The organism is Flavicella marina (assembly GCF_009193215.1).
Taxonomy (GTDB): Bacteria; Bacteroidota; Bacteroidia; order Flavobacteriales; family Flavobacteriaceae; genus Flavicella; species Flavicella marina.
Genome location: NZ_VYVA01000001.1, coordinates 544,567 through 571,445, shown reverse-complemented (window position 1 = coordinate 571,445; position 26,879 = coordinate 544,567). Strand labels below are relative to the sequence as shown.

29 protein-coding genes are annotated in these 26,879 nt (G+C 34.2%); 9 read left to right on the top strand and 20 right to left on the bottom strand.

Annotation, left to right across the window (positions count from 1 at the left end; translation table 11 throughout):
• Positions 1–22 precede the first annotated feature (22 nt).
• The 5 genes from leuC (at position 23) to miaE (ending at position 5,499) form a co-directional block, all read left to right on the top strand.
• Positions 23–1,423: a 3-isopropylmalate dehydratase large subunit gene (leuC, locus tag F6P99_RS02300; protein ID WP_152285817.1), complete on the top strand. Its 1,401-nt coding sequence runs from the start codon at positions 23–25 to the stop codon at positions 1,421–1,423.
• Between the two features lie 10 nt (positions 1,424–1,433).
• On the top strand, positions 1,434–2,033 hold the full coding sequence (gene leuD, locus F6P99_RS02295; RefSeq protein WP_152285816.1) for a 3-isopropylmalate dehydratase small subunit: 600 nt from the start codon (positions 1,434–1,436) through the stop codon (positions 2,031–2,033).
• A 115-nt stretch (positions 2,034–2,148) separates the two neighbouring features.
• Positions 2,149–3,678, top strand: a complete 1,530-nt coding sequence (locus F6P99_RS02290; protein WP_152285815.1) for an alpha-isopropylmalate synthase regulatory domain-containing protein — start codon at positions 2,149–2,151, stop codon at positions 3,676–3,678.
• Between the two features lie 65 nt (positions 3,679–3,743).
• The gene (gene leuB / locus F6P99_RS02285) at positions 3,744–4,799 is read left to right on the top strand and encodes a 3-isopropylmalate dehydrogenase (RefSeq protein ID WP_152285814.1); all 1,056 of its coding nucleotides are present in this window, start codon (positions 3,744–3,746) and stop codon (positions 4,797–4,799) included.
• A gap of 118 nt (positions 4,800–4,917) precedes the next feature.
• Positions 4,918–5,499, top strand: a complete 582-nt coding sequence (gene miaE, locus F6P99_RS02280) for a tRNA-(ms[2]io[6]A)-hydroxylase (protein WP_152286298.1) — start codon at positions 4,918–4,920, stop codon at positions 5,497–5,499.
• 73 nt (positions 5,500–5,572) lie between these two features.
• On the opposite strand, the gene F6P99_RS02275 is transcribed toward miaE, so the two are convergent.
• Complete coding sequence (locus F6P99_RS02275) at positions 5,573–6,418, bottom strand: OmpA/MotB family protein (RefSeq protein ID WP_152285813.1); 846 nt, start codon at positions 6,416–6,418, stop codon at positions 5,573–5,575.
• Between the two features lie 104 nt (positions 6,419–6,522).
• Here F6P99_RS02275 and F6P99_RS02270 point away from each other — a divergent pair, with 104 nt between their 5' ends.
• Together F6P99_RS02270 and F6P99_RS02265 are read left to right on the top strand one after the other, a co-directional pair.
• Complete coding sequence (locus tag F6P99_RS02270) at positions 6,523–7,524, top strand: FAD:protein FMN transferase (protein WP_152285812.1); 1,002 nt, start codon at positions 6,523–6,525, stop codon at positions 7,522–7,524.
• A gap of 72 nt (positions 7,525–7,596) precedes the next feature.
• The gene (locus F6P99_RS02265) at positions 7,597–8,862 is read left to right on the top strand and encodes a hypothetical protein (protein WP_152285811.1); all 1,266 of its coding nucleotides are present in this window, start codon (positions 7,597–7,599) and stop codon (positions 8,860–8,862) included.
• Positions 8,863–8,866: 4 nt separating this feature from the next.
• Here the strand turns inward: F6P99_RS02265 and F6P99_RS02260 are convergent, their stop codons facing one another.
• From F6P99_RS02260 to gpmI, 4 genes are all read right to left on the bottom strand, one after another.
• Positions 8,867–9,625, bottom strand: a complete 759-nt coding sequence (locus tag F6P99_RS02260) for a class I SAM-dependent methyltransferase (protein ID WP_152285810.1) — start codon at positions 9,623–9,625, stop codon at positions 8,867–8,869.
• A gap of 7 nt (positions 9,626–9,632) precedes the next feature.
• Positions 9,633–10,451 carry a type I methionyl aminopeptidase gene (map, locus tag F6P99_RS02255; RefSeq protein WP_152285809.1) on the bottom strand — a complete coding sequence of 273 codons (819 nt, stop codon included), beginning with the start codon at positions 10,449–10,451 and terminating at the stop codon, positions 9,633–9,635.
• Positions 10,452–10,547: 96 nt separating this feature from the next.
• Positions 10,548–10,955: a BT0820 family HAD-type phosphatase gene (locus F6P99_RS02250; protein WP_152285808.1), complete on the bottom strand. Its 408-nt coding sequence runs from the start codon at positions 10,953–10,955 to the stop codon at positions 10,548–10,550.
• A gap of 106 nt (positions 10,956–11,061) precedes the next feature.
• Positions 11,062–12,579 (bottom strand): 2,3-bisphosphoglycerate-independent phosphoglycerate mutase, encoded by a 1,518-nt coding sequence (gpmI, locus tag F6P99_RS02245; protein ID WP_152285807.1) that lies wholly within the window; start codon positions 12,577–12,579, stop codon positions 11,062–11,064.
• 192 nt (positions 12,580–12,771) lie between these two features.
• Here gpmI and F6P99_RS02240 point away from each other — a divergent pair, with 192 nt between their 5' ends.
• Complete coding sequence (locus F6P99_RS02240) at positions 12,772–13,059, top strand: rhodanese-like domain-containing protein (RefSeq protein WP_152285806.1); 288 nt, start codon at positions 12,772–12,774, stop codon at positions 13,057–13,059.
• 42 nt (positions 13,060–13,101) lie between these two features.
• Here F6P99_RS02240 and F6P99_RS02235 read toward each other — a convergent pair whose 3' ends face one another.
• The 3 genes from F6P99_RS02235 to F6P99_RS02225 are packed head-to-tail and all read right to left on the bottom strand — an operon-like array spanning position 13,102 to position 15,253.
• Positions 13,102–13,461 (bottom strand): hypothetical protein, encoded by a 360-nt coding sequence (locus tag F6P99_RS02235; protein ID WP_152285805.1) that lies wholly within the window; start codon positions 13,459–13,461, stop codon positions 13,102–13,104.
• A 46-nt stretch (positions 13,462–13,507) separates the two neighbouring features.
• A complete protein-coding gene (locus F6P99_RS02230) occupies positions 13,508–14,455 on the bottom strand; it encodes a GSCFA domain-containing protein (protein WP_152285804.1) in 948 nt (315 codons plus the stop codon).
• 3 nt (positions 14,456–14,458) lie between these two features.
• A complete protein-coding gene (locus F6P99_RS02225) occupies positions 14,459–15,253 on the bottom strand; it encodes a DUF2797 domain-containing protein (protein WP_152285803.1) in 795 nt (264 codons plus the stop codon).
• A 187-nt stretch (positions 15,254–15,440) separates the two neighbouring features.
• On the opposite strand from F6P99_RS02225, the gene F6P99_RS02220 reads away from it, so the two are divergent.
• Positions 15,441–16,979: a GH3 auxin-responsive promoter family protein gene (locus F6P99_RS02220; protein WP_152285802.1), complete on the top strand. Its 1,539-nt coding sequence runs from the start codon at positions 15,441–15,443 to the stop codon at positions 16,977–16,979.
• Here the strand turns inward: F6P99_RS02220 and F6P99_RS02215 are convergent, their stop codons facing one another.
• The 12 genes from F6P99_RS02215 to F6P99_RS02160 all read right to left on the bottom strand — a co-directional run bounded on the left by F6P99_RS02215 (position 16,980) and on the right by F6P99_RS02160 (position 26,875).
• Positions 16,980–17,957, bottom strand: a complete 978-nt coding sequence (locus tag F6P99_RS02215) for a polyprenyl synthetase family protein (RefSeq protein WP_152285801.1) — start codon at positions 17,955–17,957, stop codon at positions 16,980–16,982. It lies immediately after the preceding gene.
• A gap of 67 nt (positions 17,958–18,024) precedes the next feature.
• Positions 18,025–19,074, bottom strand: coding sequence for a 23S rRNA (adenine(2503)-C(2))-methyltransferase RlmN (gene rlmN / locus F6P99_RS02210; RefSeq protein WP_152285800.1), 1,050 nt, complete (start codon positions 19,072–19,074; stop codon positions 18,025–18,027).
• Positions 19,075–19,211: 137 nt separating this feature from the next.
• Positions 19,212–20,261, bottom strand: coding sequence for a tRNA preQ1(34) S-adenosylmethionine ribosyltransferase-isomerase QueA (gene queA / locus F6P99_RS02205; protein ID WP_152285799.1), 1,050 nt, complete (start codon positions 20,259–20,261; stop codon positions 19,212–19,214).
• 146 nt (positions 20,262–20,407) lie between these two features.
• Positions 20,408–21,619: a 3-phosphoshikimate 1-carboxyvinyltransferase gene (locus F6P99_RS02200; protein WP_152285798.1), complete on the bottom strand. Its 1,212-nt coding sequence runs from the start codon at positions 21,617–21,619 to the stop codon at positions 20,408–20,410.
• Between the two features lies 1 nt (position 21,620).
• Entirely contained in the window at positions 21,621–21,878 is a 258-nt protein-coding gene (locus F6P99_RS02195) for a hypothetical protein (RefSeq protein ID WP_152285797.1), read from the bottom strand.
• A gap of 1 nt (position 21,879) precedes the next feature.
• Positions 21,880–22,206 carry a nucleotide pyrophosphohydrolase gene (locus F6P99_RS02190; RefSeq protein WP_152285796.1) on the bottom strand — a complete coding sequence of 109 codons (327 nt, stop codon included), beginning with the start codon at positions 22,204–22,206 and terminating at the stop codon, positions 21,880–21,882.
• Positions 22,207–22,292: 86 nt separating this feature from the next.
• A complete protein-coding gene (aat, locus tag F6P99_RS02185) occupies positions 22,293–22,943 on the bottom strand; it encodes a leucyl/phenylalanyl-tRNA--protein transferase (RefSeq protein ID WP_152285795.1) in 651 nt (216 codons plus the stop codon).
• Positions 22,944–23,021: 78 nt separating this feature from the next.
• Positions 23,022–23,990, bottom strand: coding sequence for a translation elongation factor Ts (tsf, locus tag F6P99_RS02180; RefSeq protein WP_152285794.1), 969 nt, complete (start codon positions 23,988–23,990; stop codon positions 23,022–23,024).
• A 36-nt stretch (positions 23,991–24,026) separates the two neighbouring features.
• Positions 24,027–24,797 (bottom strand): 30S ribosomal protein S2, encoded by a 771-nt coding sequence (rpsB, locus tag F6P99_RS02175; protein WP_152285793.1) that lies wholly within the window; start codon positions 24,795–24,797, stop codon positions 24,027–24,029.
• Between the two features lie 174 nt (positions 24,798–24,971).
• Positions 24,972–25,358 (bottom strand): 30S ribosomal protein S9, encoded by a 387-nt coding sequence (gene rpsI / locus F6P99_RS02170; protein ID WP_152285792.1) that lies wholly within the window; start codon positions 25,356–25,358, stop codon positions 24,972–24,974.
• A gap of 2 nt (positions 25,359–25,360) precedes the next feature.
• Entirely contained in the window at positions 25,361–25,816 is a 456-nt protein-coding gene (gene rplM / locus F6P99_RS02165; protein ID WP_152285791.1) for a 50S ribosomal protein L13, read from the bottom strand.
• A gap of 168 nt (positions 25,817–25,984) precedes the next feature.
• A complete protein-coding gene (locus F6P99_RS02160; RefSeq protein WP_152285790.1) occupies positions 25,985–26,875 on the bottom strand; it encodes a hypothetical protein in 891 nt (296 codons plus the stop codon).
• Positions 26,876–26,879: the final 4 nt, after the last annotated feature.

Below are 26,879 nucleotides of genomic sequence, written 5' to 3'. Positions count from 1 at the left end.
TATAAATAAAAAGAACATAAAAATGGCAAAAACATTATTTGACAAAGTATGGGATTCACATGTTGTTCGTCAGGTTGAAGACGGACCGGATGTATTCTTTATCGATCGTCATTTTATCCACGAAGTAACAAGTCCTGTTGCGTTTTTAGGATTAGAGAGTAGAGGAAACAGTGTTGTATATCCAGAGCGTACTTTTGCAACTGCAGATCACAATACGCCAACGATCAACCAACACTTACCAGTTGAAGATGCCTTGTCTGCGAATCAATTGCAGGCTTTAGAGAATAATGCTAAAAAGCACGGAATTTCTCACTGGGGATTGGGTGATGTTAATAATGGAATTGTACACGTTGTAGGTCCTGAAAACGGAATTACTTTGCCAGGTGCAACGATTGTTTGTGGAGATTCTCATACATCTACTCATGGTGCTTTTGGAGCGATTGCTTTCGGTATTGGTACTTCTGAGGTAGAGATGGTATTGTCTACGCAATGTATCATGCAGCCAAAACCTAAGAAAATGCGTATCAACGTAAACGGGAAATTAGGTTTGGGAGTTACTCCTAAAGATGTTGCTTTGTATATCATTGCAAAACAAACAACCTCTGGTGCTACAGGATATTTTGTAGAGTATGCTGGAGATGTTTTTGAAGATATGACGATGGAAGGTCGTATGACTGTTTGTAACTTGTCTATTGAGATGGGTGCTCGTGGTGGTATGATTGCTCCAGATCAAAAAACCTATGATTATATCGCAGGTCGTGCGCAAACTCCTAAAGGAGCTGAGTGGGACAAAGCGATGCAGTATTGGGAAACGCTTTACACAGAAGAAGGTGCTGAGTTTGACGTAGAGTTTAATTACAACGCTTCAGATATAGAACCAATGATTACTTACGGAACAAATCCTGGAATGGGAATCGGAGTAACAAAAGATATTCCGAATGCTTCTGATGTAGAAGGTGGTGTAGATACTTACAAAAAATCATTAGGGTACATGGATTTCCATGAAGGAGATTCTATGATCGGTAAAAAGATCGATTTTGTTTTCTTAGGTTCTTGTACAAACGGACGTATCGAAGATTTTAGAGCTTTTGCATCTATTATCAAAGGTAGAAAGAAAGCAGATCACGTTACGGCTTGGTTAGTACCAGGTTCGCACAAAGTTGTTGATCAAATCAAAGAAGAAGGTATTGATACAATTATTGAAGAAGCTGGATTCGTTTTAAGAGAACCAGGTTGTTCCGCTTGTTTGGCGATGAACGATGATAAAATTCCTGCAGGAAAATTATCTGTTTCTACATCAAACAGAAACTTTGAAGGTCGTCAAGGACCAGGATCAAGAACTTTATTGGCTTCTCCGTTAGTTGCAGCTGCATCTGCCGTAGAAGGAGTAGTAACTGACCCAAGAACATTAATTAACGCTTAAAAATAAGACAATGGCTTACGATAAATTTGAAGTATTAACAAGTACAGCTTATCCATTACCTACAGAGAATGTGGATACAGATCAAATCATTCCTGCTCGTTTCTTGAAAGCAACTGAGCGTAAAGATTTTGATATTAACTTTTTCCGTGATTGGAGATTTAACGCAGATGGAACACCAAAAGCTGATTTTCCATTGAACCAAGAAAAATATGCAGGTTCTAAAATATTAGTAGGAGGTAGAAACTTCGGTTCAGGTTCTTCTAGAGAGCATGCTGCTTGGTCTGTTTATGATTTCGGATTAAGATGTGTGATTTCATCAGAATTTGCAGATATCTTTAAAAACAACTGTTTGAATGTTGGGGTATTACCAGTACAGGTTTCAGCTGAGTTTGCAGACAAATTATTTGCTGCAATTGAAGCAGATCCAAAGGCTGAAATTACTGTTGATTTACCAAATCAAACAGTATCCTTAGTAGCTACTGGAGAGTCTGAATCTTTTGTAATCAACGGGTACAAAAAAGAAAACATGTTGAATGGATTTGACGATATTGATTATTTAAAAAATATCGAAAACGAAATTTCAGCATTTGCAGAAACTCGTCCTTTCTAAGAAAGTACAAGTTTTTGATAAAATAAAAAAAGCGTTTCAACACAATTTGTTGAGCGCTTTTTATGGTATTAAAAAATAAGAGTTTTTCTCTTGTTTTTGAATGAAAAAGTAGAAAATGGAAAAAAGAAAAATCGAAATAATGGATACTACACTCCGAGATGGTGAACAAACCTCTGGAGTGTCATTTTCTGTTTCTGAAAAATTAACCATTGCAAAACTATTACTTGAAGAGCTAAAAGTAGATCGTATCGAAATAGCTTCTGCTCGTGTTTCAAAAGGGGAGTTGCAAGCAGTGCAAGAAATTTCTAATTGGGCTGCTGATAATGATTATTTGAGTAAAGTGGAGGTGCTGACTTTTGTCGATGGAGGGAAATCTATTGAATGGATGTTAGAGTCAGGTGCAAAAGTGCAAAACTTGTTGACTAAGGGTTCAATGAACCACTTAATACATCAATTAAAGAAAACACCTTCTGAGCATTTTTCTGATATCGAAGCCTCTATCAAATTAGCTGCTTCTCACGATATTCAAACGAATGTATATTTAGAAGATTGGAGTAACGGAATGCGTAATTCTAAGGAGTACGTATTTGAATTTTTATCATTTCTTTCTTCTCAAAAAGTAGTTCGAGTTTTACTACCTGATACTTTAGGGGTTTTAACTCCGAAAGAATCATACGATTATGTAAAAGAATTGCGTGAAGCTTATCCAACCATGCATTTTGATTTTCATGCACATAACGATTATGATTTAAGTGTGGCCAATGTAATGCAAGCCATTGAAGCTGGTGTGAATGGTTTGCATTTGACGATTAATGGAATGGGAGAACGTGCAGGTAATGCACCTTTAGCTTCTGTGATTGCTGTGTTGAATGATTTTATGCCAGAAGTAGAGGTGTCTGTAAATGAATCTTCTTTAAATAAAGTAAGTAAATTGGTTGAAAATTTTTCAGGATTTAGAATTCCTGTCAACAAACCAGTAGTAGGTGCCAATGTATTTACGCAAACGGCGGGTATTCATGCCGATGGTGATAATAAAAAGAATTTGTACTTCAATGATTTACTACCAGAACGTTTTGGAAGAAAACGTAAATATGCCTTAGGTAAAACTTCTGGTAAAGCAAATATTCAAAAGAACCTACAAGATTTAGGTTTGCAGTTGAATGATGAAGATTTGAAGAAAGTAACCCAAAGAATCATTGAACTTGGAGATAAAAAAGAACTCGTAACGCAAGAAGATCTTCCGTATATCATTTCTGATGTTTTAGATAGTAGTTCAAGAGAAGAAAATGTTGTGGTTGAAAGCTATGTATTGACGCATGCAAAAGGATTGCAACCTTCAACTACAGTTGCCTTACGAATCAATGGAAAGTCATACGAAGCGAATGCAAGTGGTGATGGTCAGTTTGATGCTTTTATGAATGCGTTGAGAAAGGTATATGCATCGCACTCAAAAAAGACCTTACCGACATTAACTGATTATGCAGTAAGAATACCCCCAGGATCAAATTCTGATGCGCTTTGTGAAACCATTATTACGTGGAAAAACAAAAGCAAAGAATTTATTACACGTGGATTAGATGTAGATCAAACTGTTTCTGCGATCAAAGCCACACAAAAAATGTTGAACATATTAGAAATGGCTTAGTCCATAAAAATAAATACAAATATAGACTGAGCTTGTCGAAGTCTTATTCACTTAAAATAAACAAAATGAAATTAAACATTGCCCTTTTAGCCGGAGACGGTATTGGACCAGAAGTAATTGACCAAGCTGTAAAAGTATCGGATGCAATTGCTAGTAAATTTGGACATGAAATTAATTGGAAACCTGCATTAACAGGTGCGGCAGCTATTGATGCTGTTGGAGAGCCTTATCCAGATGAAACGCATGAGATTTGTAAATCTTCTGATGCTGTGTTGTTTGGTGCGATCGGTCATCCTAGATTTGATAATGATCCAACGGCAAAGGTACGTCCAGAGCAAGGGTTGTTAAAAATGCGTAAAGCATTAGGCTTGTTTGCCAATGTACGTCCAACGTTTACATTTCCATCTTTATTAGATAAATCTCCGTTGAAACAAGAACGTATTGAAGGAACTGATTTGGTGTTCTTACGTGAGTTGACAGGAGGTATTTACTTTGGAGAAAAAGGTAGAAAAGATGGTGGAGACACTGCTTTTGATAACTGTGTTTACACAAAAGAAGAGGTAACTCGTTTGGCAAGAAAAGGATTCGAATTGGCGATGACGCGTTCGAAGAAATTATGTTGTGTTGATAAAGCGAACGTTTTGGAAACGTCTCGTTTATGGAGAGAAACTGTACAAGGTTTAGAAGCTGAATACCCAGAGGTAGAAGTTGCTTATGAGTTCGTTGATGCAGTTGCAATGCGTTTGGTACAATGGCCAAACTCTTATGATGTATTGATAACTGAAAATTTATTTGGTGATATCTTAACAGATGAAGCTTCTGTAATTTCTGGTTCTATGGGATTGATGCCTTCTGCTTCTATGGGAGCTGATATTGCATTGTTTGAGCCAATTCATGGTTCTTATCCTCAAGCAGCTGGTAAAAATATTGCCAACCCAATGGCAACTGTTTTGTCTGCAGCAATGATGTTTGAAAACTTTGGATTACAAGAAGAAGGTAAAGCAATTAGAGAAGCTGTAAATAAAGCTTTGGCAGCAGGTTTTGTTACTGAAGATTTGGCAGATGGCGGTAAAGCTTACGGTACTACTGAAGTAGGTGACTGGTTGGCTAAAAATATCTAATCTTATTTTGATATTTATACGAAAAGGTCACCTAATAAGGTGGCCTTTTTTTATTGAAGTATCTCTACATACTGAACTTGTATAAAAACAATATCTTTGTAAAATGAAAGACGGAAAAATGTTACACTTAGAGTTGCCTACTGATCCTAGGTGGGTAAATATCGTAGAAAAAAATATCGATGAAATACTTACAGATCATGCTTGGTGTGAGCAAAAAGCAGCTACAAATGCGATAACGATTGTAACGTTTAATCCAAATCTTAGCGATTTGGTATCTGATATGTTAGCTTTGGCAAAAGAGGAAATAGAGCATTTCGACATGGTGCATGAGATCATCAAAAAGCGTGGAGGGGTGCTCGGGAGAGAACGTAAAGATCCTTATGTGAATGAATTGTATCAGTTTATGAAAAAAGGCGGTACTCGGGAAGATGCACTAGTGGATCGTTTGCTTTTTTCGGCTTTGATTGAAGCAAGAAGTTGTGAGCGTTTTAGAGTGTTATCTGAAAACATTAAAGATAAAGAGTTAGCTGACTTCTATCGTGAACTTATGATAAGTGAAGCGGGGCATTATACAACATTTATTGGTTATGCACGTAAATACGGTGGTAGAACTGATGTTGATAAGCGCTGGCAAGAGTGGTTGGCTTTTGAAAATGAAATCATAAAAAACTACGGGAAAAACGAAACGATTCATGGATAATTACAACTGAATATAAAATAAAAAAGCTCCTTCAATTTTGAAGGAGCTTTTTTTATGTGGTAGTGAAATTATCTTAGTTTTCAGTTTCTAACAATTCTAAGAATTGGTCTAACTTAGGCATGATGATAATTTTTGTTCTTCTGTTTTTAGATCTGTTAGCAGCAGAATTGTTCTCTACTAAAGGCTCGTAGCTACTTCTACCAGCAGCAATCAATCTTTCAGGAGCAACGCTGTATTTGTTTTGTAATTCTCTAACGACAGATGTTGCACGTTTTACAGATAAATCCCAGTTGTCTTCTAAAATTTCAGTGTTGATCGTTCTAGAATCTGTATGACCTTCAACCATTACGTCCATTTCTGGTTGTGCGTTGATTACATCAGCAACTTTTTGCAAGATGTTTTTAGCTTTGCTAGAAACAGTGTATGAAGCAGAGTTGAATAACAATTTATCGTTGATAGAGATGTAAACTACAGTTTTCTCGATATTCACTTGAATGTCTTCGTCATTCAATCCATCATCCAATACTTTCTTTAAGTTGAATGCAACAGCTAAGTTGATAGAATCTCTTTTAGAATTTGCAGATTGAATTTGTTTGATGTACTCATCTTTTTTGCTCAACTGATCTAATGTTTCTTTAACATTCTCAGAAGCAGATTTAGAGATTACTGTTAAGTTATCAACAAACTCTAATGTTTTTTCATTTCCTTTTAACAAATAATCAATTTTATCTTCTAAAGCAGCGTTTTTAGCTTGTTCTTTAGCCAAATCATTAGATGAATTGTTCAAGTCAGATTTTGCCGTCGCTAATTCTTGATTTGTGTTATTGTTTTGGTTTTGTAAGTCTGTATACTTTTTCTTAGATACACAAGAACCAAGTAATAATACGCAAACAGTAGATAATGCTATAAGTTTTTTCATGATATAGGTTAAATGATTTAATTTTGTGCAAATATATTAAATAATCTAAACATTAAAGGTTAAAATATCTTAATTTATAGATTTAAATAATTGATTTCCACAAGATGATAAAAATTAAAAGTTTACTAATTTATTTCGCAATTTCAATGCTTGTTGCTTCCTGTGCAAAAACCGAGCCAAAACAACATAAACTGGAAGGAAATGTTTTTGGTACCAATTTTCACATTACCTATATAGATGATCGTTCAGAGAACTTTAACCATGCAATTGATAGTCTATTTCAATTAGTGAATTCATCATTATCTACATATTCTGATGTTTCAATCATTTCAAAGATCAACAAAGGTGATACAACCATTGTAGTAGATACGTTGTTTTCTGAGGTTTATTATAAAGCAGCTAAAATTTATCGAGAAACCAATGGGGTATTCGATCCTACGATAGGAGTTCTGGTAAATGCATGGGGTTTTGGGCCAGAAAAAAAATTAGAAGGATTGAATGCCGAAACGATATCCAAATTAATGGAACGAGTAGGGTATGATAAAATCAAGTTAATCGATCATAAGATACAAAAAGAGCATCCTGATATTTATTTAGATTTCAATGCAATTGCAAAAGGATTTGGAGTGGATGTAATTGCTAGGTATTTAGAAGCAAAAAATATCGAGAATTATATGGTTGAAATAGGAGGAGAGGTGCGAGTAAAGGGTAAAAATTTTAAAAACCATTTTTGGAGAATAGGAATAGAAAAACCAAATTTTGACGGTACTCGATCTTTACAACAAATCGTGGAGTTACATGATGAAGCGATGGCAACTTCAGGAAATTATAGAAAATTTAAAATCGACGCATCTACTGGGGAAAAATATGTACATACAATTGACACAAAAACGGGGTATACTGCTAAAAGAGATTTGTTGAGTGCATCAGTTATCGCTCCCATAGATTGTGCAGATGTTGATGGGTATGCAACGTCTTTTATGGCGATGGGTCTAAATCAGACCAAACTTTTTTTAGAAAAACATCCCGAATTGAAAGTGTTTTTAATTTACTTAGATAAAGAAGGAAAAACAAAAGAGTATTGCAATTTCTCTTTAGGAAACTGATAAATGTAAGTATAACCAATAATTTAGTATTTTAGTAAGCTCAATCCCATTTTTAAATCATTTACACTTACCATGAAGAATTTTTTTTACTTCGTATTTTTTATCAGCAGTTTTGTTTTTGCTCAATCAAACACGGAGATTGCTGAAATTTATTTGATAAAATCTGAAGAACAGCTCAAGAAAAAAGAGTTGACAAAGGCGTTGGTGTATTTTGACAAAGCAAAGAGCTTGCTAGGAGATAAAACTACTGCTAAAGTAGAGGAAATAGGTACGATGATTTATTACAATCTCGAAGATTATAAGGTAGCAAAAGAACACGCGAAACAGTATTTTGCACTAACAACAGAAAAGGGGTCTGATCGGTACAATGAAGTATTGTTTTTGTATGTTGATATCGAAGAGAAAATTGAGGCAGAAAATAAAATCAAAGCAGAATTGTTAGCCGCAGAGATGTTGAGGAAAAAAGAGCAAGCTCGTATAGATTCTTTGACGGTTGTGTGGAATAAAAAAGCAGAAAATCAATCCATAGCAGCAGATACCATTTATCCTTTTGACAGAAATAATGTTGCCGTATTCAAAAGTGCAAACGGGTTTTATGGAGTGATAGATGACCAAGGAAATACATTAGTTGCCCCTGGTAATTATTCTGGGTTTATGCATTATGATTCTAGAATTGTCTTGACAGAAGGAATTGAAAATCAAGCTACGAAAATAATGACCGTTGATACCTATTCTAAAGAACAGTGGTTGCTGCCAGCTGCTCGTAAATTTAATGCGCTTTCAACAAATTATGGTAAAGTGATGTTACCTAGAGAAAACGGATTGTTAGTTACGTATCCTAACAATTCAAAGAAAGTATTGGTGTACGATATAAACGGTAGAAAATTCAAGGAAACCGAAGGTTTGGATAAATATTTTCAATATTGGAAAGATCAAAAAGTTATCAAGAAATTCAATAAAGAAAATCAAATTAAGATTGATAAAGAGTATCTTGATTATGGTGGCGATCTTGGTGGTTACATGGCTTTTTATACCGAGACAGGGGACTTGTTTTGTTACATATCTTTAGGAGGTCATATTATAAAAGTAAGCGAATACAATTATTTAGGTACTTTAAAAAACGGAATCCTACAGGCTGAAAAGTCGGATGGTCAGACTGTTTGGTTGACTGAAAAAGGAGTGGTTACTGATGCAATGATCAATAAGAACGGATTGTATAAAGGCATGACCATCTTGAAAAAAGTAAAGGGGAACTACCAATTTGTGAATCCTAAAAATGAAATTATGAAAGATGGCGTGGTGTTAGAAAGTTTAGAGAGTTTCTTAACCAAAAATTAAAATATTATTTAGTGCAAACAGGGAGGATTTCTTGAGCAGATAAACAATATGTAACGCTATTTTCTTTAGTCGTAATTTCTGTGCAACTAATTTCTTGCACTTGAAAGCCAACTTTTCTTAATTTATCGAAATAGTCTTTTCCATACACGCGAACATGATCGTATTGTCCAAAATGTTTTTTTCTTTCTTCGGGTGTAGTGATAGAAAAATCTTCATAGGTTTTTTCCAAATTTAAATTTTGAGGAATTTGAAAAATTCCCATCCCACCAGGTTTTAGGATGCGAAATAATTCTTGCATGGCCTTTTGGTCATTTTCTATATGTTCTAAAACGTGGTTGCAAAACACAATGTCATAACTGTTATCTTCAAACGGTAAATCGCAAATATCTGCTTTTACATCTGCTAAAGGAGAATATAAGTCGGTAGTAGTATAGTCTAAATTTTTTTGAGAACGAAAGCGTTTGTAGAAACATTGTTCAGGAGCTACGTGCAATACTTTTTTCGGTGCCGTAAAAAAATCTGTTTGTTGCAAATACAACCATAACAACCGGTGTCTTTCTAGAGACAAAGTTCCTGGAGCTAAAACATTTTCTCGTTGCGTTTCATAACCATACGGTAAAAATTTTCGAAAAGATTTACCATCGATAGGATCAGTATACTTGTTTCCTCTTAAATACAAACTCACAAACGGCTTCACCCAGTAACTCAATTTGATGAGTAAAGGTCTTGGTATGGTGTTAAGCGCTGTTTTAAAAAGAGACATTTTCGAGTTATATCGCTAAAGGAACACTTCTAAATTCATCTTCGGCATCGGTTTTTATTCCCAATACTTCATCGATGTATTTAAAGGTCGATAATAATTCTGGTTTTCCGTTGATAATGGCTACATCATGTTCGAAATGTGCAGAAGGTTTTCCGTCTTTTGTAAGTATGGTCCATCCATCGCTCAATTGATTGATGTTTTTTGTTCCCATATTGATCATTGGTTCAATGGCAACTACCATACCCTCAGAGAATTTTTTACCACGCCCTCTTTTTCCGTAGTTAGGCATTTCAGGATCTTCATGCATTACACGACCTAAACCATGTCCTACCAATTCTCTTACGACACCATATCCACGGTCTTCAGTATATTTTTGGATAGCATAGCCTACATCACCAACACGATTTCCAGCTTTGAACTGGCGAATTCCTTCGTATAAACTCTGTTTGGTTACTTCAAGTAATTTTTTTGTTTCTGGGTCTACTTCACCAACCTCGAATGTGTATGCATGGTCTCCGTAAAAACCGTTTTTCAAGGCACCACAATCGATAGAAATAATGTCACCTTCAACAAGTAAATCGTTGTTCGGAATTCCGTGAACTACTTGTGAATTTGGACTCATGCATAAAGTGTTTGGAAAATCATACAAACCTAAAAAACCAGGTTCCGCTCCATGATCTCTTATAAATTCTTCAGCCAAAGTATCTAAGTGAATTGTACTAACACCGGGTTTTACTTCACCAGCTAGCATTCCTAAAGTTTTGGATACAATCAAGGCGCTTTCACGCATCAATTCAATTTCTTCTAAAGTTTTAATCGTAATCATAAAGCACTGTTTTTCTAGCTGCAAAGGTACTTTAAATTAAATATTTTAAAAGGAGAATTTAAAAATATTCTTTTTTAGTATAACAGGCGAACAAAATTATTTTTTGAAAAATGAAAAAAGTCCTTTTGGTTTGGTTTTTTTGGGTGTTTCTGTACCCATAAAAATTTGATGAACTGCACCCCAGCTTACCAAACCACCAATGTTTCGGTCGTCAATAAAATAGTCAGCATTGATTTTTCGTGAAGTATGCTGATCTAGGTTTTCTTCTGGGTAGTTTTTGTTGACCGCATAAAATTCTATACCATTCTTTTTGCAAAAGTTAACTGCTTCTTCTAAGCTTTTACCACTTCTTACTGTCCATAAAATTAATCGATGTCCTTGTTTTTGTAAGGCTGACATTGTTTCAAAAGCAAACATGATAGGTTTGCCTATTTTTGGGTAGGCATTTTCAACGATGGTACCGTCAAAGTCTACGGCAATAATTGAAGTGTTGTGATAAGACATATACGTTTTTTCTAATAGAAACGAATTTACAAAATTTGAGGTTACGAAATAAAAAATGGCGATATGTTTAACATATCGCCATTTTTTATTTCGTTTATTCTCTTAATTATATAAGAGAATGTCTTGTCATTTCTTCCGGTTGTTCAACTCCCATTAAATCTAAAATAGTTGGAGCTACATCTCCTAAAACACCATCTTTGATTGATTTCAATTCATTGTCAATTAAAATCATTGGAACTGGGTTTGTTGTATGTGCTGTATGAGGACTTCCATCAGGATTCATCATAGTCTCACAGTTACCGTGATCAGCAATTAGTAAGGTCGTGTATCCATTTTTCAATCCTGTTTCTATCACTGCTTTTGCACAGGCATCTACAGCCTCACAAGCTTCTATAGCAGCTTCCATTACACCTGTATGACCTACCATGTCTCCATTTGCAAAGTTCAAACAAACAAAATCCGCTTCACCTTTCTCTAAGTCTTCACAAAGAGCATCTTTCAATTCGAAAGCACTCATTTCAGGTTGTAAATCATAGGTAGCTACTTTTGGCGAGTTACGTAGAATTCTAGATTCTCCTTCGAAAGGTTCTTCTTGTCCACCAGAGAAAAAGAATGTAACGTGTGGGTACTTTTCAGTTTCAGCAATTCGAATTTGTTTTTTTCCGGCAGCTGATAATACTTCACCTAAAGTGTTTTTAATATTGTCGTTATTGTAAATTACATTAATTCCTTTGAAACTTTCGTCGTACAAAGTAATTGTAGTGTAATACAAGTCTAATTTTTTCATATCATGCTCAGGGAAATCTTGTTGCGATAATGCTGCAGTCAACTCTCTTCCTCTATCTGTACGATAGTTAAAGAAAATTACAACATCGTCTTTTTCAATTTGAGCTTTTGGGTTTCCATTTTCGTCTGTACAGATAATAGGTTTGATAAATTCATCTGTAATATCAGCTTCATAGTTTTCTTTTAATGAAGCAACTGCATCTGTAGATTTTGTTCCCGCTGCTTTTACAACAGCATCGTAAGCTAATTTTACTCTTTCCCAACGATTGTCTCTATCCATAGCATAATATCTACCTGTAATAGAAGCCAATTCACCTGTGCTTCCTTTCATGTACTCTTGAATGTCGTTCACAAAATAAGCTCCAGATTTAGGGTCGCAATCACGTCCGTCTGTAAAGGCGTGTAAGTAAACATTATTTACTTCATTTTCTTTAGCAACATCTAAAAGACCTTTTAAGTGATCAATATGCGCGTGAATTCCACCATTCGAAAGCAAACCTAACAAATGAACTTTTTTGTTGTTTTCTTTAGCGTACTTTAAAGTATCTAACAATACTTTTTCTTGTCCTAATGTTTTTTCTTTTACTGCTTTGTTGATACGTGCTAAGTTTTGATATACAATTCTACCAGCACCTAAATTCATGTGTCCAACTTCAGAATTTCCCATTTGTCCTTCTGGTAAACCTACATGTTCACCATCGGTACGCAAAGTAGCATTCGGAAATTTATTGTATAAGCTATCAATATAAGATGTTTTAGCATTGAAAACAGCAGAGACTTTTGGGTCTTGTGTAACTCCCCATCCGTCTAATATCATTAAGATTACTTTCTTGTTCATTTTGTCTGAAATTTAATTCCTCCAAAGATAAAAAGGATTTGTCAATAAAGGCTAAATAGTATGAATTATTAACGAATTCGTTTGCGTTTGTTATATGTTAGAATCGAATCAAAAAAGGATTCTAAAAATAATATGGATTTTAATAATCTAATTGTTAATTTTGTTCGAAACAACTTTTAAAAAAAGAAAAAAATGGCAAATTTTGACAATGAAAAAATTCAAGAATATTTAAAAAGCGGCGCTGTTGTTTTGGATGTGAGAACAGATGCTGAGTATGCTGAAGGGCATGTGCCAGGTTCAGAACATATAGTTTTGGATAGAATTCCAGGGAATATTCAAACTGTGAAAGATTTTGGAAAGCAAATTATTGCTGTTTGTAGAAGTGGAGCTAGAAGTGGTCAAGCAACCGACTTCTTGAAACAACATGGGGTTGATATAATCAACGGAGGTCCTTGGGAAAATGTTGACCAATACGTTTAAAATAAAAAAAGGATTGATAAATTATCAATCCTTTTTTTATGCTTAATTACGAAAGTAATACTGTATAAATCTTCGGTATTTTTTGCTTTTCTGTCCGGCATAAAAGATAAATCCTAAAATAGCACCTGTAAATGTTCCCATATTTACAGGGTCAAAATGGTGTCCTGTAATCAAGTATTTGATGTAGAAAACAGCAACGCCAATCAGCAAACAGCCGATAAATAAATTGAATGAGTTTTTAGAGTATAACGAATAAAAACCACAAAGAACACCACTGATAATAGAGCTCAACGTTATTTTTGTGTATACAACTTTTTCATACGTGAACTCATTCACAAAATAATTACTTATCATCATGCCAATCAAGGCACCTGCAAGTAATCCGATAATAATCTTGTTCATGTTATTTTTTTTTGCGGCTCAGGTAAATATACTAAAATATTAGGCTTCAGAAATTAATGTTTTGAGATTTTTTTAAAACTTCAATTTTTTTATTTAAATTTTTTAAGAAGTTTTGATGCGCTTCACTATGCTCATTAAACGGTTTGTGTGAAAGTCCTTTTTGTATGGTATCTACCTCTTTTAATATGGGTGCTGATTCTTTCGTGATCCATGTTTGAGCGAATATTTCCCAGATATAATCAATTGCGATTTCGTTAGGGTGAAGCATGTCTTTCTCATAAAAACGATAATCTCTTAAATCATCCATTATTATTTCAAAAGAAGGAAAATAATAGGTGTTCTTAGTAAGCTTTTGATGAATTGCCGCTAATAAATTTGCCTTGCTCAAAGCATTTTCAATCATTCCGTCTTTTAAATGACGAACTGGACTAACAGTGTATATGAGGGTCGCATTTGAATTTATTTTATGTATGCTTTTTTCAATGCTATCTAGTGTTGATGTGATTTCTGAAACTGATAATAGCTTTTTATTGAATGATTTTTGAGGTACTTTATGGCAATTGGCTACAATGGTTTCTGTTTCTTTGTTTTCATATACCCAAGATGTACCAAGAGTAATTATTATGTGTGAAGCATTTTTTAAGGTTGAATGTGCCGTTTGTATCGACTCGTTTATTTTTTTTAAGCCTGCATTTTTATTTGGTGTTGAAAAACAGGAATGGTGTTGAAAACTATGCCATAGGTCATTGTATTGAAAAATGTCATCTTCACAATATATTTTTTTTTCGACAATCTCAGAAATCGCATTTTTTATAGCGATTGGGTTGAACAATATTCCATATGGATTTGTAAAGCAATCAAATTTATAATAGCTTAATTTTTCACCTATATTTTCAGAAAAACAAGAGCCAAAAAGAATTGTTTTCGAATCATAGCTCAATTGGTTCTTTTCTTCTTGAGGTTTAAAAACCGTTCGAAATATATTGGTGTCCATACCCTACAGTGTTATTGAAACTACCAAACCTTCATTATTTCTAATGTTAAAGACAGTGCCATCTTCAAATAATAAATACTGTCCTTTTACACCTTTTAAGACTCCTTCAAAAGACTGTGCTTTTTCAATATTTAAACTTTTTATTTTTGATGGGTATTGTTGAACCGGATATTGCAAGTTTAGAATAGTTTCGTCGTCACTTAATACATAAGGTTTCACCTCTTCCGGTAAATAAGCTAATAATTCTTGCTTTTTTAATAGTAAATCTCCGTCAAAAACAACGTTTTTAAGCATTTTTTGCCAGCTTGTTTTGTCGCTAACATATTGTTTTAAAGCAACCTCGGCGATACCAGCCAAATACCTATTCGGAGTTTCTAAAATTGCCAATGCTTTGCTGGCACCTTGATCAATCCATCTTGTAGGGACTTGTGTTTTTCTTGTAACACCTACTTTAATTTCACTCGCAAGAGCCAAATAAACGATATGAGGTTTGAGTTGTACTGATTTTTCAAATTCTAGATCTCGATCTTCAATGCCTAAATGAGCTGTACTCAATTCAGGTTTCATTACCCAATCCCCAACAGAGGGTTGCTCGTAAAAACAATCATAGCAAAATCCTTGTCGAAATATTTTCTTTTGTTTTGAGCAAGACAAACACTGGTAACTTTCAAATTGTATTTCTAGTTTTCGGTCGAGCAATTGATTGAAGTTTAAAAAATCATTTTCCATTTCTAAGTAATACTCAATAGTATCTGCAAATACGGTATTCATTTTTTTTAAAACTCCTTGATATTTCATTTGGATAGGGTTTGAGATCAAAAAATATTAGTGTTTGCACTTTCAAAAAAAACACTAAATTTAACAGGATAAAGATAGGTATGTATTTTTAGTATAAAAAATATTACTCGAGAAATACAACCTGTCTTGATGCACGGTTTGTGCAGAAATAATTGCAAAACTAACGAAACTAGATAACCAATACCTTATGAAATTTTTATTTGTAAGTTCTATCATCTCTTGGTTTTTAAAAAAGAGGAAACACCAGTTAGATTTATTTATCAAATATCCTGTTGAGGTACAAAATGAGTTGTTGTTGAACTTACTTTATACAGCTAGAAATACAGAGATAGGTAAAAAGTATGGGTTTAGAGAAATAACATCTTATCAAGAATTTTCTGAGCGAATTCCCATTCAAAAGTACGAAAGCATTGAGAACTTGTTAGAGCGAACTAGAAAAGGAGAACAGAATGTTTTTTGGCCTTCGCTTATCAAATGGTTCGCGAAATCTAGTGGAACAACAAGTTCAAAAAGTAAGTTTATTCCCGTGAGTGATGAGGCAATTGAATATTGTCACATGAATGCGGGTAAAGATATGCTGTGTTTATTTTTAAATAACAATCCAGAAGCTGATTTGTTTTCGGGAAAAGGTTTACGATTGGGAGGTAGTAGTGCAGTTTATGAGGATAACAATACTTATTTCGGAGATCTTTCGGCTATAATTATTGAGAACATGCCGTTTTGGGCCGATTTTAGCAGTGCTCCAAAACAGAAAACCGCATTGATGGGAGAATGGGAAGAAAAAATGAATGCCATCGTACAAGAAACCATCCATGAAGATATTACAAGTTTGGCAGGAGTACCTTCTTGGATGTTGGTGTTGTTACATAAAGTATTAGAAGTAACTGGAAAAGACAATATATTAGAAGTTTGGCCCAATCTTCAAGTATACTTTCATGGAGGTGTAAATTTTACTCCTTATAAAGAGCAGTATAAAAAAATTATTCCGAGTGATAAATTTAGGTATTGTGAAACTTACAATGCGTCTGAAGGATTTTTCGCAATTCAAGATCAGAACAATTCTAATGAGTTGCTATTAATGTTGGATTATGGGATTTTTTATGAATTCATTCCAATGTCTACCTACAATTGTGAAAATTCTATTGCTGTCCCTTTGGACAAAGTTGAATTAGGAGTCAACTATGCTATAGTAATTACGACCAATTCTGGTTTGTGGCGCTATATGGTTGGTGATACCGTGAAGTTTACAAGTTTAGATCCCTTTCGAATTCAAATCACAGGAAGAACAAAGCACTTTATCAATGTTTTTGGTGAGGAATTGATTATTGAAAACACAGAAAGAGCTTTGGAAATTGCGTGTACCAAATGCAACGCTGAAATTTCTGATTATACAGTAGCACCTATTTTTATGGAAGCAAACGAAAAAGGTTCACACGAATGGATGATTGAGTTTAAAAAAGAACCAACGTGTACCGAACAATTCGCGAAAGATTTAGATTTAGCCCTGCAAGAAGTAAATTCTGATTATGAAGCAAAGCGATATAAAAATATGACGTTGAGTTTTCCGAAAATTCATTTTTCAAGAGAAAATTTATTTTATGATTGGTTAAAATCGAAAGATAAATTAGGAGGGCAGCATAAAATACCTAGGTTGTCTAACAGTAGAATATTGATGGAAGAATTATTAGAGTTAAATGCTCAGGTAGCAGTGAAGGTTAGAAATTGATTATTTTTTTCGATCTACCACATAATTGATCATGGTAATTAAAGAATTTTTATAATCAGATTCCGGATAGTCTTTTAAAATAGACAGCGCTTTAGATTGGTAATCTTTCATTTTTTCAGTGGTATATTCAATACCTCCATTTGCTTTTACAAAAGCGATTACCTCTTTGACTCTTTTTTTGTTTTTGTTGTGCTTTTTAACAGAGTTGATCAGCCATTTTTTGTCTTTTTCAGAACAAGTGTTCAATGTATGAATCAAAGGTAGTGTCATTTTTTGCTCTTTGATATCAATACCCGTAGGTTTGCCAATATTACTTTCAGTGTAGTCAAATAAATCATCCTTGATTTGAAAAGCAATTCCAATCAATTCACCAAATTCATGCATCTTAGCAATTTCATCATCATTCGCGCCAACCGACGCAGCTCCAATCGCACAACAAGCTGCAATTAATGTCGCTGTTTTCTGACGGATAATATCAAAATAAACCTCTTCTGTAATGTCGAGTCTTCTCGCTTTTTCAATTTGTAACAATTCTCCTTCACTCATTTCACGTACAGCAACAGAAATCAATTTTAGCAAATCAAAATCGTCGTTGTCGATAGAAAGCAATAGGCCTTTAGAAAGTAAGAAATCACCAACTAAAACAGCAATTTTATTTTTCCAGAGTGCATTGATAGAGAAAAATCCACGTCTTCGGTTGCTATCATCAACAACATCATCGTGAACTAGTGTCGCAGTATGTATCAATTCTATTACAGAAGCACCTCGATACGTCCTGTCAGAAAAGTTACCTTTAGATACCATTTTTGCAACTAAAAAAACAAACATAGGTCGCATTTGTTTTCCTTTTCTACGAACAATATAATAGGTTATTCTGTTGAGCAGTGGTACTTTAGAGAGCATAGCGTCTTTGAACTTTTCTTCAAAGAGTTCCATTTCTGTACTGATCGGAAATTTAATTTGCTCTACTGCTTTCATTGATGAAAGGTGTTCTCTAAAATTCTAAAATTAAGAAATGTAAACTTAAAACATTCTCAATTAAATATTAAGCTTTTGTGCTTTTATTTGCCAATTGTCCACAAGCAGCGTCAATATCTTTACCTCTACTTCTTCTTACATTAACGGTAATATCATTCATTTCTAAAACACTTACATAATCGCTGATTGCTTTTTTGCTTGCTTGTTGAAACTCTCCATCGTCTATAGGGTTGTATTCTATGATGTTCACTTTAGACGGAATGTATTTACAAAACTTCACCAATGCTCTTATCGCTTCTTTGTTGTCGTTGATACCATCCCAAACTACATATTCATAGGTGACAGCTCTTTTGGTTTTTTGATACCAATATTCTAAAGCTTCACGCAAATCAGCTAATGGGAATTTTACATTGAAAGGCATAATTTTCGTTCGTACTTCATCGATAGCTGAATGCAATGAAATTGCAAGGTTGAATTTTACTTCGTCATCAGCTAATTTTTTAATCATTTTGGGTACTCCAGAAGTAGATACGGTGATTCTTTTAGGAGACATTCCTAAGCCTTCGGGTGAAGTGATTTTTTCGATTGAGGCTAGTACGTTATTGTAATTCATTAGAGGTTCACCCATGCCCATAAATACAATATTTGATAATTTATGGTTGAAATACAACAAACTTTCTTGGTTGATAGCTGCTACTTGATCGTAAATCTCATCAGGATTTAAATTTCGCATGCGTTTTAATCGAGCAGTAGCACAGAATTTGCAATCTAAACTGCAACCAACTTGGCTAGAAACACAAGCGGTTGTTCTAGATTCGGTTGGAATCAAAACAGATTCAACAATCAACCCATCGTGTAATCGAACGGCATTTTTTACGGTACCATCACTACTACGCTGCATGTCGTCAACCTGAATATGATTGATTACAAAATGTTCTTCAAGCATGGTTCTAGTTGCTAAAGAAATATTGGTCATGTCTTCGAATTTATGGGCCGATTTTGACCACAACCATTCATATACTTGATTACCGCGAAAAGCCTTGTCTCCATTTTCTACAAAAAATGCTCGTAGTTGGTCTTTAGTCAATGCGCGAATGTCTTTCTTTTTAGCTGTCATGCGGTAGAATATTCAAATAAAAATATGTCGGTAAAGATACTCCTTATTTATAAAAAAATCTCGTACCTGAAGAGATACGAGATAATTTTATATGAGAATTATACCTTGTGTTTGTTTAAGGTAGTTTTTCTGATTTTTTAGATGATTAACATAGCATCACCATAAGAATAGAATTGATATCCTTCTTTTACAGCTTCGTCATAGGCTTTCATTAAAAAGTCATACCCAGCAAAAGCAGCCGTCATCATCATCAAAGTAGATTTAGGTGTATGGAAGTTTGTAATCATTGCATTTGCAATACTGAAATTGTATGGAGGGAAGATAAATTTATGCGTCCAACCATCATAAGGATTCAATCTAGCATTTGCAGATACAGAAGATTCAATCGCTCTCATTACAGTAGTTCCTACCGCACAAACTCTTTTTTTACGATCTAAAGTTTTGTTTACTTTGTCAGCAGAATCTTGCGTAATGATTACTTGCTCAGAGTCCATTTTGTGTTTTGATAAATCTTCAACTTCAACAGGGCTGAATGTTCCTAAACCAACATGTAAAGTCAAGGCTTCAAAATCAACTCCTTTGATTTCTAAACGTTTCATCAAATGTTTTGAAAAGTGCAAACCAGCAGTTGGAGCTGCTACTGCACCTTCGTTTTTAGCATAGATTGTTTGGTAACGCTCAGCATCACTTTCTTCAACTTCTCTTTTGATATATTTTGGAATTGGAGTTTCACCCAAAGAAGTTAATTTGTCTCTAAATTCTTCGTACGACCCATCGAACAAGAAACGCAAAGTACGTCCTCTAGAAGTTGTATTGTCGATTACCTCAGCTACCAAACTATCATCGTCTCCGAAAAATAACTTGTTACCAATTCTTATTTTACGAGCTGGATCTACCAAAACATCCCAAAGTCTGTTTTCGGCATTCAGTTCTCTTAATAAGAAAACTTCAATTCTCGCTCCAGTTTTTTCTTTATTTCCATACAAACGAGCAGGGAATACTTTCGTATCGTTTAATAACATCAAATCTCCATCGTCGAAATAATCGATTAGGTCTTTAAAATGTTTGTGCTCTATTGTTTGTTCTTTTCTGTTTAATACCATTAAACGAGCTTCATCTCTATGCTCAGCAGGATATTCTGCTAATCTGTCTTCTGGCAATTCAAAGTTAAATGCAGATAATTTCATTTGTGTGTTTTAGAAAATAGTTGGCAAATATACGATATCCGTATAGGGGTTGTCAAGTGTTTGCCTATTTAATTTTGACGAATTTAAAAATAAAAGCCTAAGCATTAAATATTTGCTTAGGCTTTACAATTTTATGTGTTCTAGAATTACTGAAAATTCGAAAAATCTTCCCAGAATGTTGGGTACGATTTAGATACAACTTCTGCTTCGTTAATGATGATTGAAGTTTTTAGTAGTAATGGTGCGAATGCCATTGCCATTCTGTGATCTTGATAGGTGTCAATAGCGATATCACTTTTGATTTCTGTAGATTGCTGTAAGTGTAAACTGTTGTTTGTTACATAGATATTTGCTCCTAGTTTTTTTAACTCTACATCCAAAGCAACCAAACGATCTGTTTCTTTAATTTTTAAAGTATGCAAACCTGTTAGTTCACAAGCAATGCCCATTCCGAAAGCCGTTACAGCAATAGTTTGTGCCGTGTCTGGTGCTTTTATCAAATCGAAATTTACGTTATCAGGATTTTTAAAATCTTTAATTTTTTCTAAGGTAATGCTGTTTTCTCTAAAAGTGGTTTGTACACCAAAACTTTTATAAATTTCAGAAAGTACACTGTCTCCTTGCAAACTTTTTTGTTTGTAGGCATTCAATGTAATTTTTCCATTTTCGCTCAAAGCAACCAAGCTGTAGTAATACGATGCAGAACTCCAATCAGATTCTACAGTAATTTTTTTATCTTCAATCGTTGCTTTTGGAGATATTTTTATGAATTGACCTTCAAAAGAAGTTTCAATACCTACTTCATTCAATAAACTTAATGTCATTTGAATATAGGGGATTGAAGTAATGGCACCTTCGAATTCTAATTCGATTCCATTTTCAAGACTAGCAGCTATCAATAATATAGAAGAAATATACTGACTACTTACATTTCCATCAATAGTTACTTTACCTCCTTTTAGTTTTGTTCCTTTAATTCTCAATGGGGCAAAACCTTCATTCTCTACATAAGAAATATCAGCACCCAATGTTTTTAGGGCATCAACAAGAATTCCAATAGGTCTTTCTTTCATTCTCCCAGAACCTGTTAAAATAACATCAGACCCTTCTTTAATGGATAGAAAACTAGTTAAAAAACGCATGGTAGTACCTGCATGACCAATGTTGATTTCTTCGTCTTTTGAAGCCAAAGCATTCATCATTAGTTTGCTATCGTCTGAATTAGAAATATTGTCTATTTCTAAATTTGGATATAATTGTTGTAAAATCAACAAGCGATTTGTTTCACTTTTCGAACCAGTGATTTGAATTTCTTTGTTGATTTCTCCTGTGTAGTGGTGTAATTTTAAGCTATTCATCTTATCTCTTTCCTTGTGCTAGTTTCGCTCTTCTTCTTGAAAAATATGTCATTGCTACTCCGTATACGATCCCTATCGCAACTCTTGCGAGTACAAATTGAGTCCAAGTTCCGTCTGCAACACTTTTATTAATTGCCTCTAAATTTCCGTTTTTAAAGTAGGTGGCACCCGTTAATACTAAAGTCAATAGTACTAAAAAACTAACAGTAAATCGTAAGGCAACTTTCCAAAATGGAACTTCTAATATATTTTGATTCATATTATTTTAATTTTTCGTTGTTGTGGTGACGATCGTGATCTCTTTCTGTTTTAATATTTAGTTTTTTATCGAATGAAGCTTGTAAGTCAATTCCTGTTTGATTTGCTAAGCATAAAACCACAAATACTACATCTGCTAATTCTTCACCAAGATCTTTATTTTTATCACTTTCTTTTTCGCTTTGCTCACCATAACGTCTCGCGATAATTCTCGCAACTTCACCTACTTCTTCTGTTAGCTGAGCCATGTTGGTGAGTTCGTTAAAATAGCGAACACCATGTTCTTTAATCCATTTATCAACGGCTAATTGTGCGTTTTTAATGTCCATATTCACTTTTGTTTAAGCACAGCAAATATAAGCAAGTCTTTTAAGATAAAAGCTACCGAAAATCACAAAGAATCCCTAAGAGAATTTTATGAAATGCTTTTGTTTTTTAGAATCTGTAAAAAGATATCTCTAGTGATTTCTTCGGCACCTAGACTTGCTAAATGATCGTTGTAGACTTGACAATCTAAAAGCGCATACTTTTCTCTCTTGAGTTTCTCTACCAAATATATAAAGGCAATTTTTGAGGCATTGCTTACTTTGCTAAACATGCTTTCTCCGCAAAACACATGACCTTGATCGATGCCATAAAGACCGCCAACAAGTTCGTCGTTTTGCCACACTTCAACAGATTGTGCAATTCCTTTTTTATGCAGCTCTATGTATGCTTGTTGCATGTCTTTTGTAATCCAAGTACCCAGTCCATCCTTGCGATCAATGGTTTTGCAATTGGCAATTACGGACTCGAAATTTTGATTGAAGGTAACGGTAAAGTTATTTTTTCGAAGGATACCACGCATGCTTTTTGAAATTTTTAAGTTATCAAAAAACAAGACCATCCTTGGGTCGGGACAGTACCAAATAATAGGTTCACCTTCGCAATACCAAGGAAAGATCCCTTGCTTATATGCGTCAATTAATCTCTCGTTGCTTAGGTCTCCTCCAAGAGCAATGATTCCTTCTTCAGTTGTTTCAGATAGGGGAGGGAAGGGTTGGTCAGTCTCTGTAAGCCAAATCATAAAGTAAAAATACAAGAGTTTATAAAAACAAAAAAGGCTGTTTGAGAACAAACAGCCTTTTAAGATATGATTGGTAAATTATCCTAAAGAAACTCTAGAGAAATTTACGATAGAAACGTCACCTAAAGAACTTACGTACTCAGCAACAGTTTTCTTTTCATCTTTGATGAATTTTTGATCTAATAAGCATTGCTCTTGATCTAAAGTAGTGTTGTCAGAAACGAATCTTTCCAATTTTCCTGGTAAAATTCTATCCCAGATTTTTTCTGGTTTTCCTTCAGCAGCCAATTCAGCTTTTGCATTTTCTTCAGCTTGCGCCAATACTTCGTCAGTCAATTGAGATCTAGAAATAAATTGAGGTACATTTTTCAATGTTTTACCTAATCTTCCTAATTCGATATTGTCTTTTTCGATTACAGCAATACGCGCTTCAGTTTCAGCAGCAACATAAGCAGGGTCGAAATCTTTGTAAGACAAAGAAGTAGCACCCATTGAAGCAGCTTGCATAGCTAAATCTTTAGCTAAGTTTTCAATACCGTCAATAGAAGCAGATAAACCAACTAAAGAAGCGATTTTATTTCCAACGTGGATATAAGAACCTACGTAAGGAGCTTCTACTCTTGTAAAGTCGTTGATATCGATTTTTTCACCGATAACACCAGTTTGCTCGATTAATTTTTCAGCAACAGTAATTCCTCCGAAGTCAGAAGCTAAAAATTCTTCTTTAGTAGCAAAGTTTAAAGCGTGTTCAGCTAATTTAGTAGCCATTTCCACGAAACTTTCATTCTTTCCTACGAAGTCAGTTTCACATCCTAATACGATAGATACACCTACTGTATTGTCAGCGTTTACTTTTGCAATTGCAGCTCCTTCAGAAGATTCTCTGTCAGCTCTTTTAGCAGCAATTTTTTGTCCTTTTTTTCTAAGGATTTCAATTGCTTTGTCAAAATCACCTTCAGCTTCTACTAAAGCTTTTTTACAATCCATCATTCCAGACCCAGTTGCTTTACGCAACTTCATAACGTCTGCAGCTTTTATTTCTGCCATGATATTATACTTTTATTTTTTGATTAAAAACAATAATTATTTTTCTTCTTTAGCTTCTGGAGCAGCAGTTTCTACAGCAGCTTCAGCAGCCGGAGCAGCCTCAGTTTTATCTTTTGCAGATTTTCTGTTGTTTAAACCGTTGGCAACTGAATCAATTAAGTAACTCAATACTTTTTCAATTGATTTAGAAGCATCATCATTTGCAGGAATTACAAAATCAACCGCTTTAGGGTCAGAGTTTGTATCAACCAAAGCAAATACTGGAATGTTTAATTTTTGAGCTTCAGAAACAGCAATGTGCTCTTTCTTAACGTCAACTACAAATAAAGCAGCAGGCAAACGAGTCATATCAGCAATAGAACCTAAGTTCTTTTCTAATTTAGCTCTTTGACGGTTGATTTGTAATTGCTCTCTTTTAGATAAAGCAGCGAAAGATCCGTCAACTTTCATTCTATCGATTTGAGCCATTTTCTTAACAGCTTTTCTAATCGTTACAAAGTTAGTTAACATTCCTCCAGGCCATCTTTCAGTAATATAAGGCATGTTTACAGATGCAGCCTTGTCAGCGATGATATCTTTAGCTTGTTTTTTCGTTGCTACGAAAAGAACTTTTCTTCCTGAAGCAGCGATTTTTTCTAAAGCTACTGCAGATTCTTCAATCTTAGCCGCTGTTTTGTAAAGGTCAATAATATGAACTCCATTACGCTCAGTATAGATATAAGGAGCCATGTTTGGATTCCATTTTCTTGTCAAGTGTCCGAAGTGTACACCTGCATCCAATAATTCTTTAATTTCGATGTTTGCCATTTTGTTATTTGTTTACGTTCTCTGAGAATAGCAATAAGTAAGTAGCGTTGTTGTTTTACGGTCTTACTTATTTAGATGCTAAACAAACCCTGCCTAAACAGGGTTTCGATAACTTGATTATATTTAATTTTTTGTAAGTCTGTAGACTTTGAATAAAAAATCCAATAAAACGGATTAACGTTTCGAGAATTGGAATTTCTTTCTTGCTTTCTTTTGACCGAATTTCTTACGCTCAACCATTCTTGGGTCTCTAGTAAGTAATCCTTCTGGTTTCAAGATTGCTCTGTTGTCTGCATCAATTTCGCACAATGCTCTAGAGATTGCTAAACGAATTGCTTCAGCTTGTCCAGTTACACCTCCACCAAATACATTTACAGTAATGTCGAAAGTTTCAACATTGTCAGTCAATGCTAATGGTTGTTGTACTTTATAACGTAACGTAGAAGTAGTAAAGTAGTTATCTAAACTTCTTTTGTTAACAGTAATATTTCCTTTTCCTTCTGATAAGTAAACACGGGCTACAGCCGTCTTTCTTCTTCCTATTTTGTGAACTATTTCCATAATTATCTTAGGTCGTTTACGTTAAATGGTTTTGGCTCTTGAGCAGATTGTTGGTGCTCAGCTCCAGCATATACATATAAGTTTCTGAAAAGTGCAGCACCTAATTTGTTTTTAGGTAACATTCCTTTTACAGCTTTCTCGACTAAACGAGTAGGATCTTTTTCGAACATTTCTGTTGCTGTTAAAGATCTTTGACCTCCTGGATATCCCGTGTGACGGATGTAAGACTTGTCAGTCCACTTTTTTCCAGTTAAAATAATTTTGTCTGCATTGATTACAACAACGTTATCTCCACAATCAACGTGAGGAGTATAATTCGTTTTGTACTTACCTCTAATTAGCATTGCTACTTTAGAAGCAAAACGACCCAATGTTTGTCCGTCCGCATCAACAACCAACCACTCTTTATTAGCAGTTTCTTTGTTTGCCGATACTGTTTTGTAACTTAATGTGTTCATACACTATTAGTTTTTGTATAGATTAATAAAATATTTTTCCCTTCTTAAAGGGCTGCAAATATAGAACTTATAATCTACTTGAACAATAGTGTTTTGAAAAAATATAAGTTGTGTGAAATGTTTGGTAGTTATTGTGCTAATATACCTGTTGGTTAAGGAATGGAGTTGTTAATTCTTACAAGTTTCAGTTAACATGTTTTGCTTGCTAGGATTGTATAGGTTGTTAGATACATCAAAACTAATATGGTTGCGAGTAAGGTTGATGAAAAATGGTTTGAGCCCGCAGAAATCGTTTAGAATAGGGTTGTTCTCAATGTTTATATATCCCCCAATTTCTCTAATGTTTTCTAAAGAATTGAGAGTTGTAAGTACAGTATTATCATCAATGATAAGATTTCTATGTATAGAATTGAGATTGTTTAAGCCTTCAAGGCTCGATAATTTGTCATTGTAATCTATCTCTAGGCTCCCTCCAACAGAATATATGTTTTTTAATGGACTTAATGTGGTTATTTTGTCGTTGTTAAAAATATTCAAACTGAAGCCAACCGAAGTTATTTTTTCAAGACCTTCGAGACTTTTTAACGATCTATTGTTTCCGATGTACAATGAATGTTTAACAATGTTAATTTTGCTTAAAGCAGTAATTGATTCAAGTCTCCAATTGTCGTCGATAAAAATGTCTTTACCAACATTGTTGAGGTTTTGTAGGCCATTAAGATTAAGTAACAGAGGGTTTCGAATGATGTCTAATGTGCCTCCTATATCTGTTAAATTCGATATGCCTTTTAGATTATTAATATCTGTATTCTTTTTAGTAATTGAGCCATATCCTATGGAGAGACTACCTGTTATTTTTGCATATTTTTTTGCTGCAAAATTATTTACTTCTTGTTGAGAAAGTAATTCAACATCTCCATTAAAGGTACCGTTAATTTCTATTGATGTTTCTTCTATTTTATCTGAAGAGGAGCAATTGGAAATAATATTTACAAGGCATAGAAAGAATAAAAAACAAATTTTATTCTTAATAAATTTAATGTGAGGTAGATAATACATACAG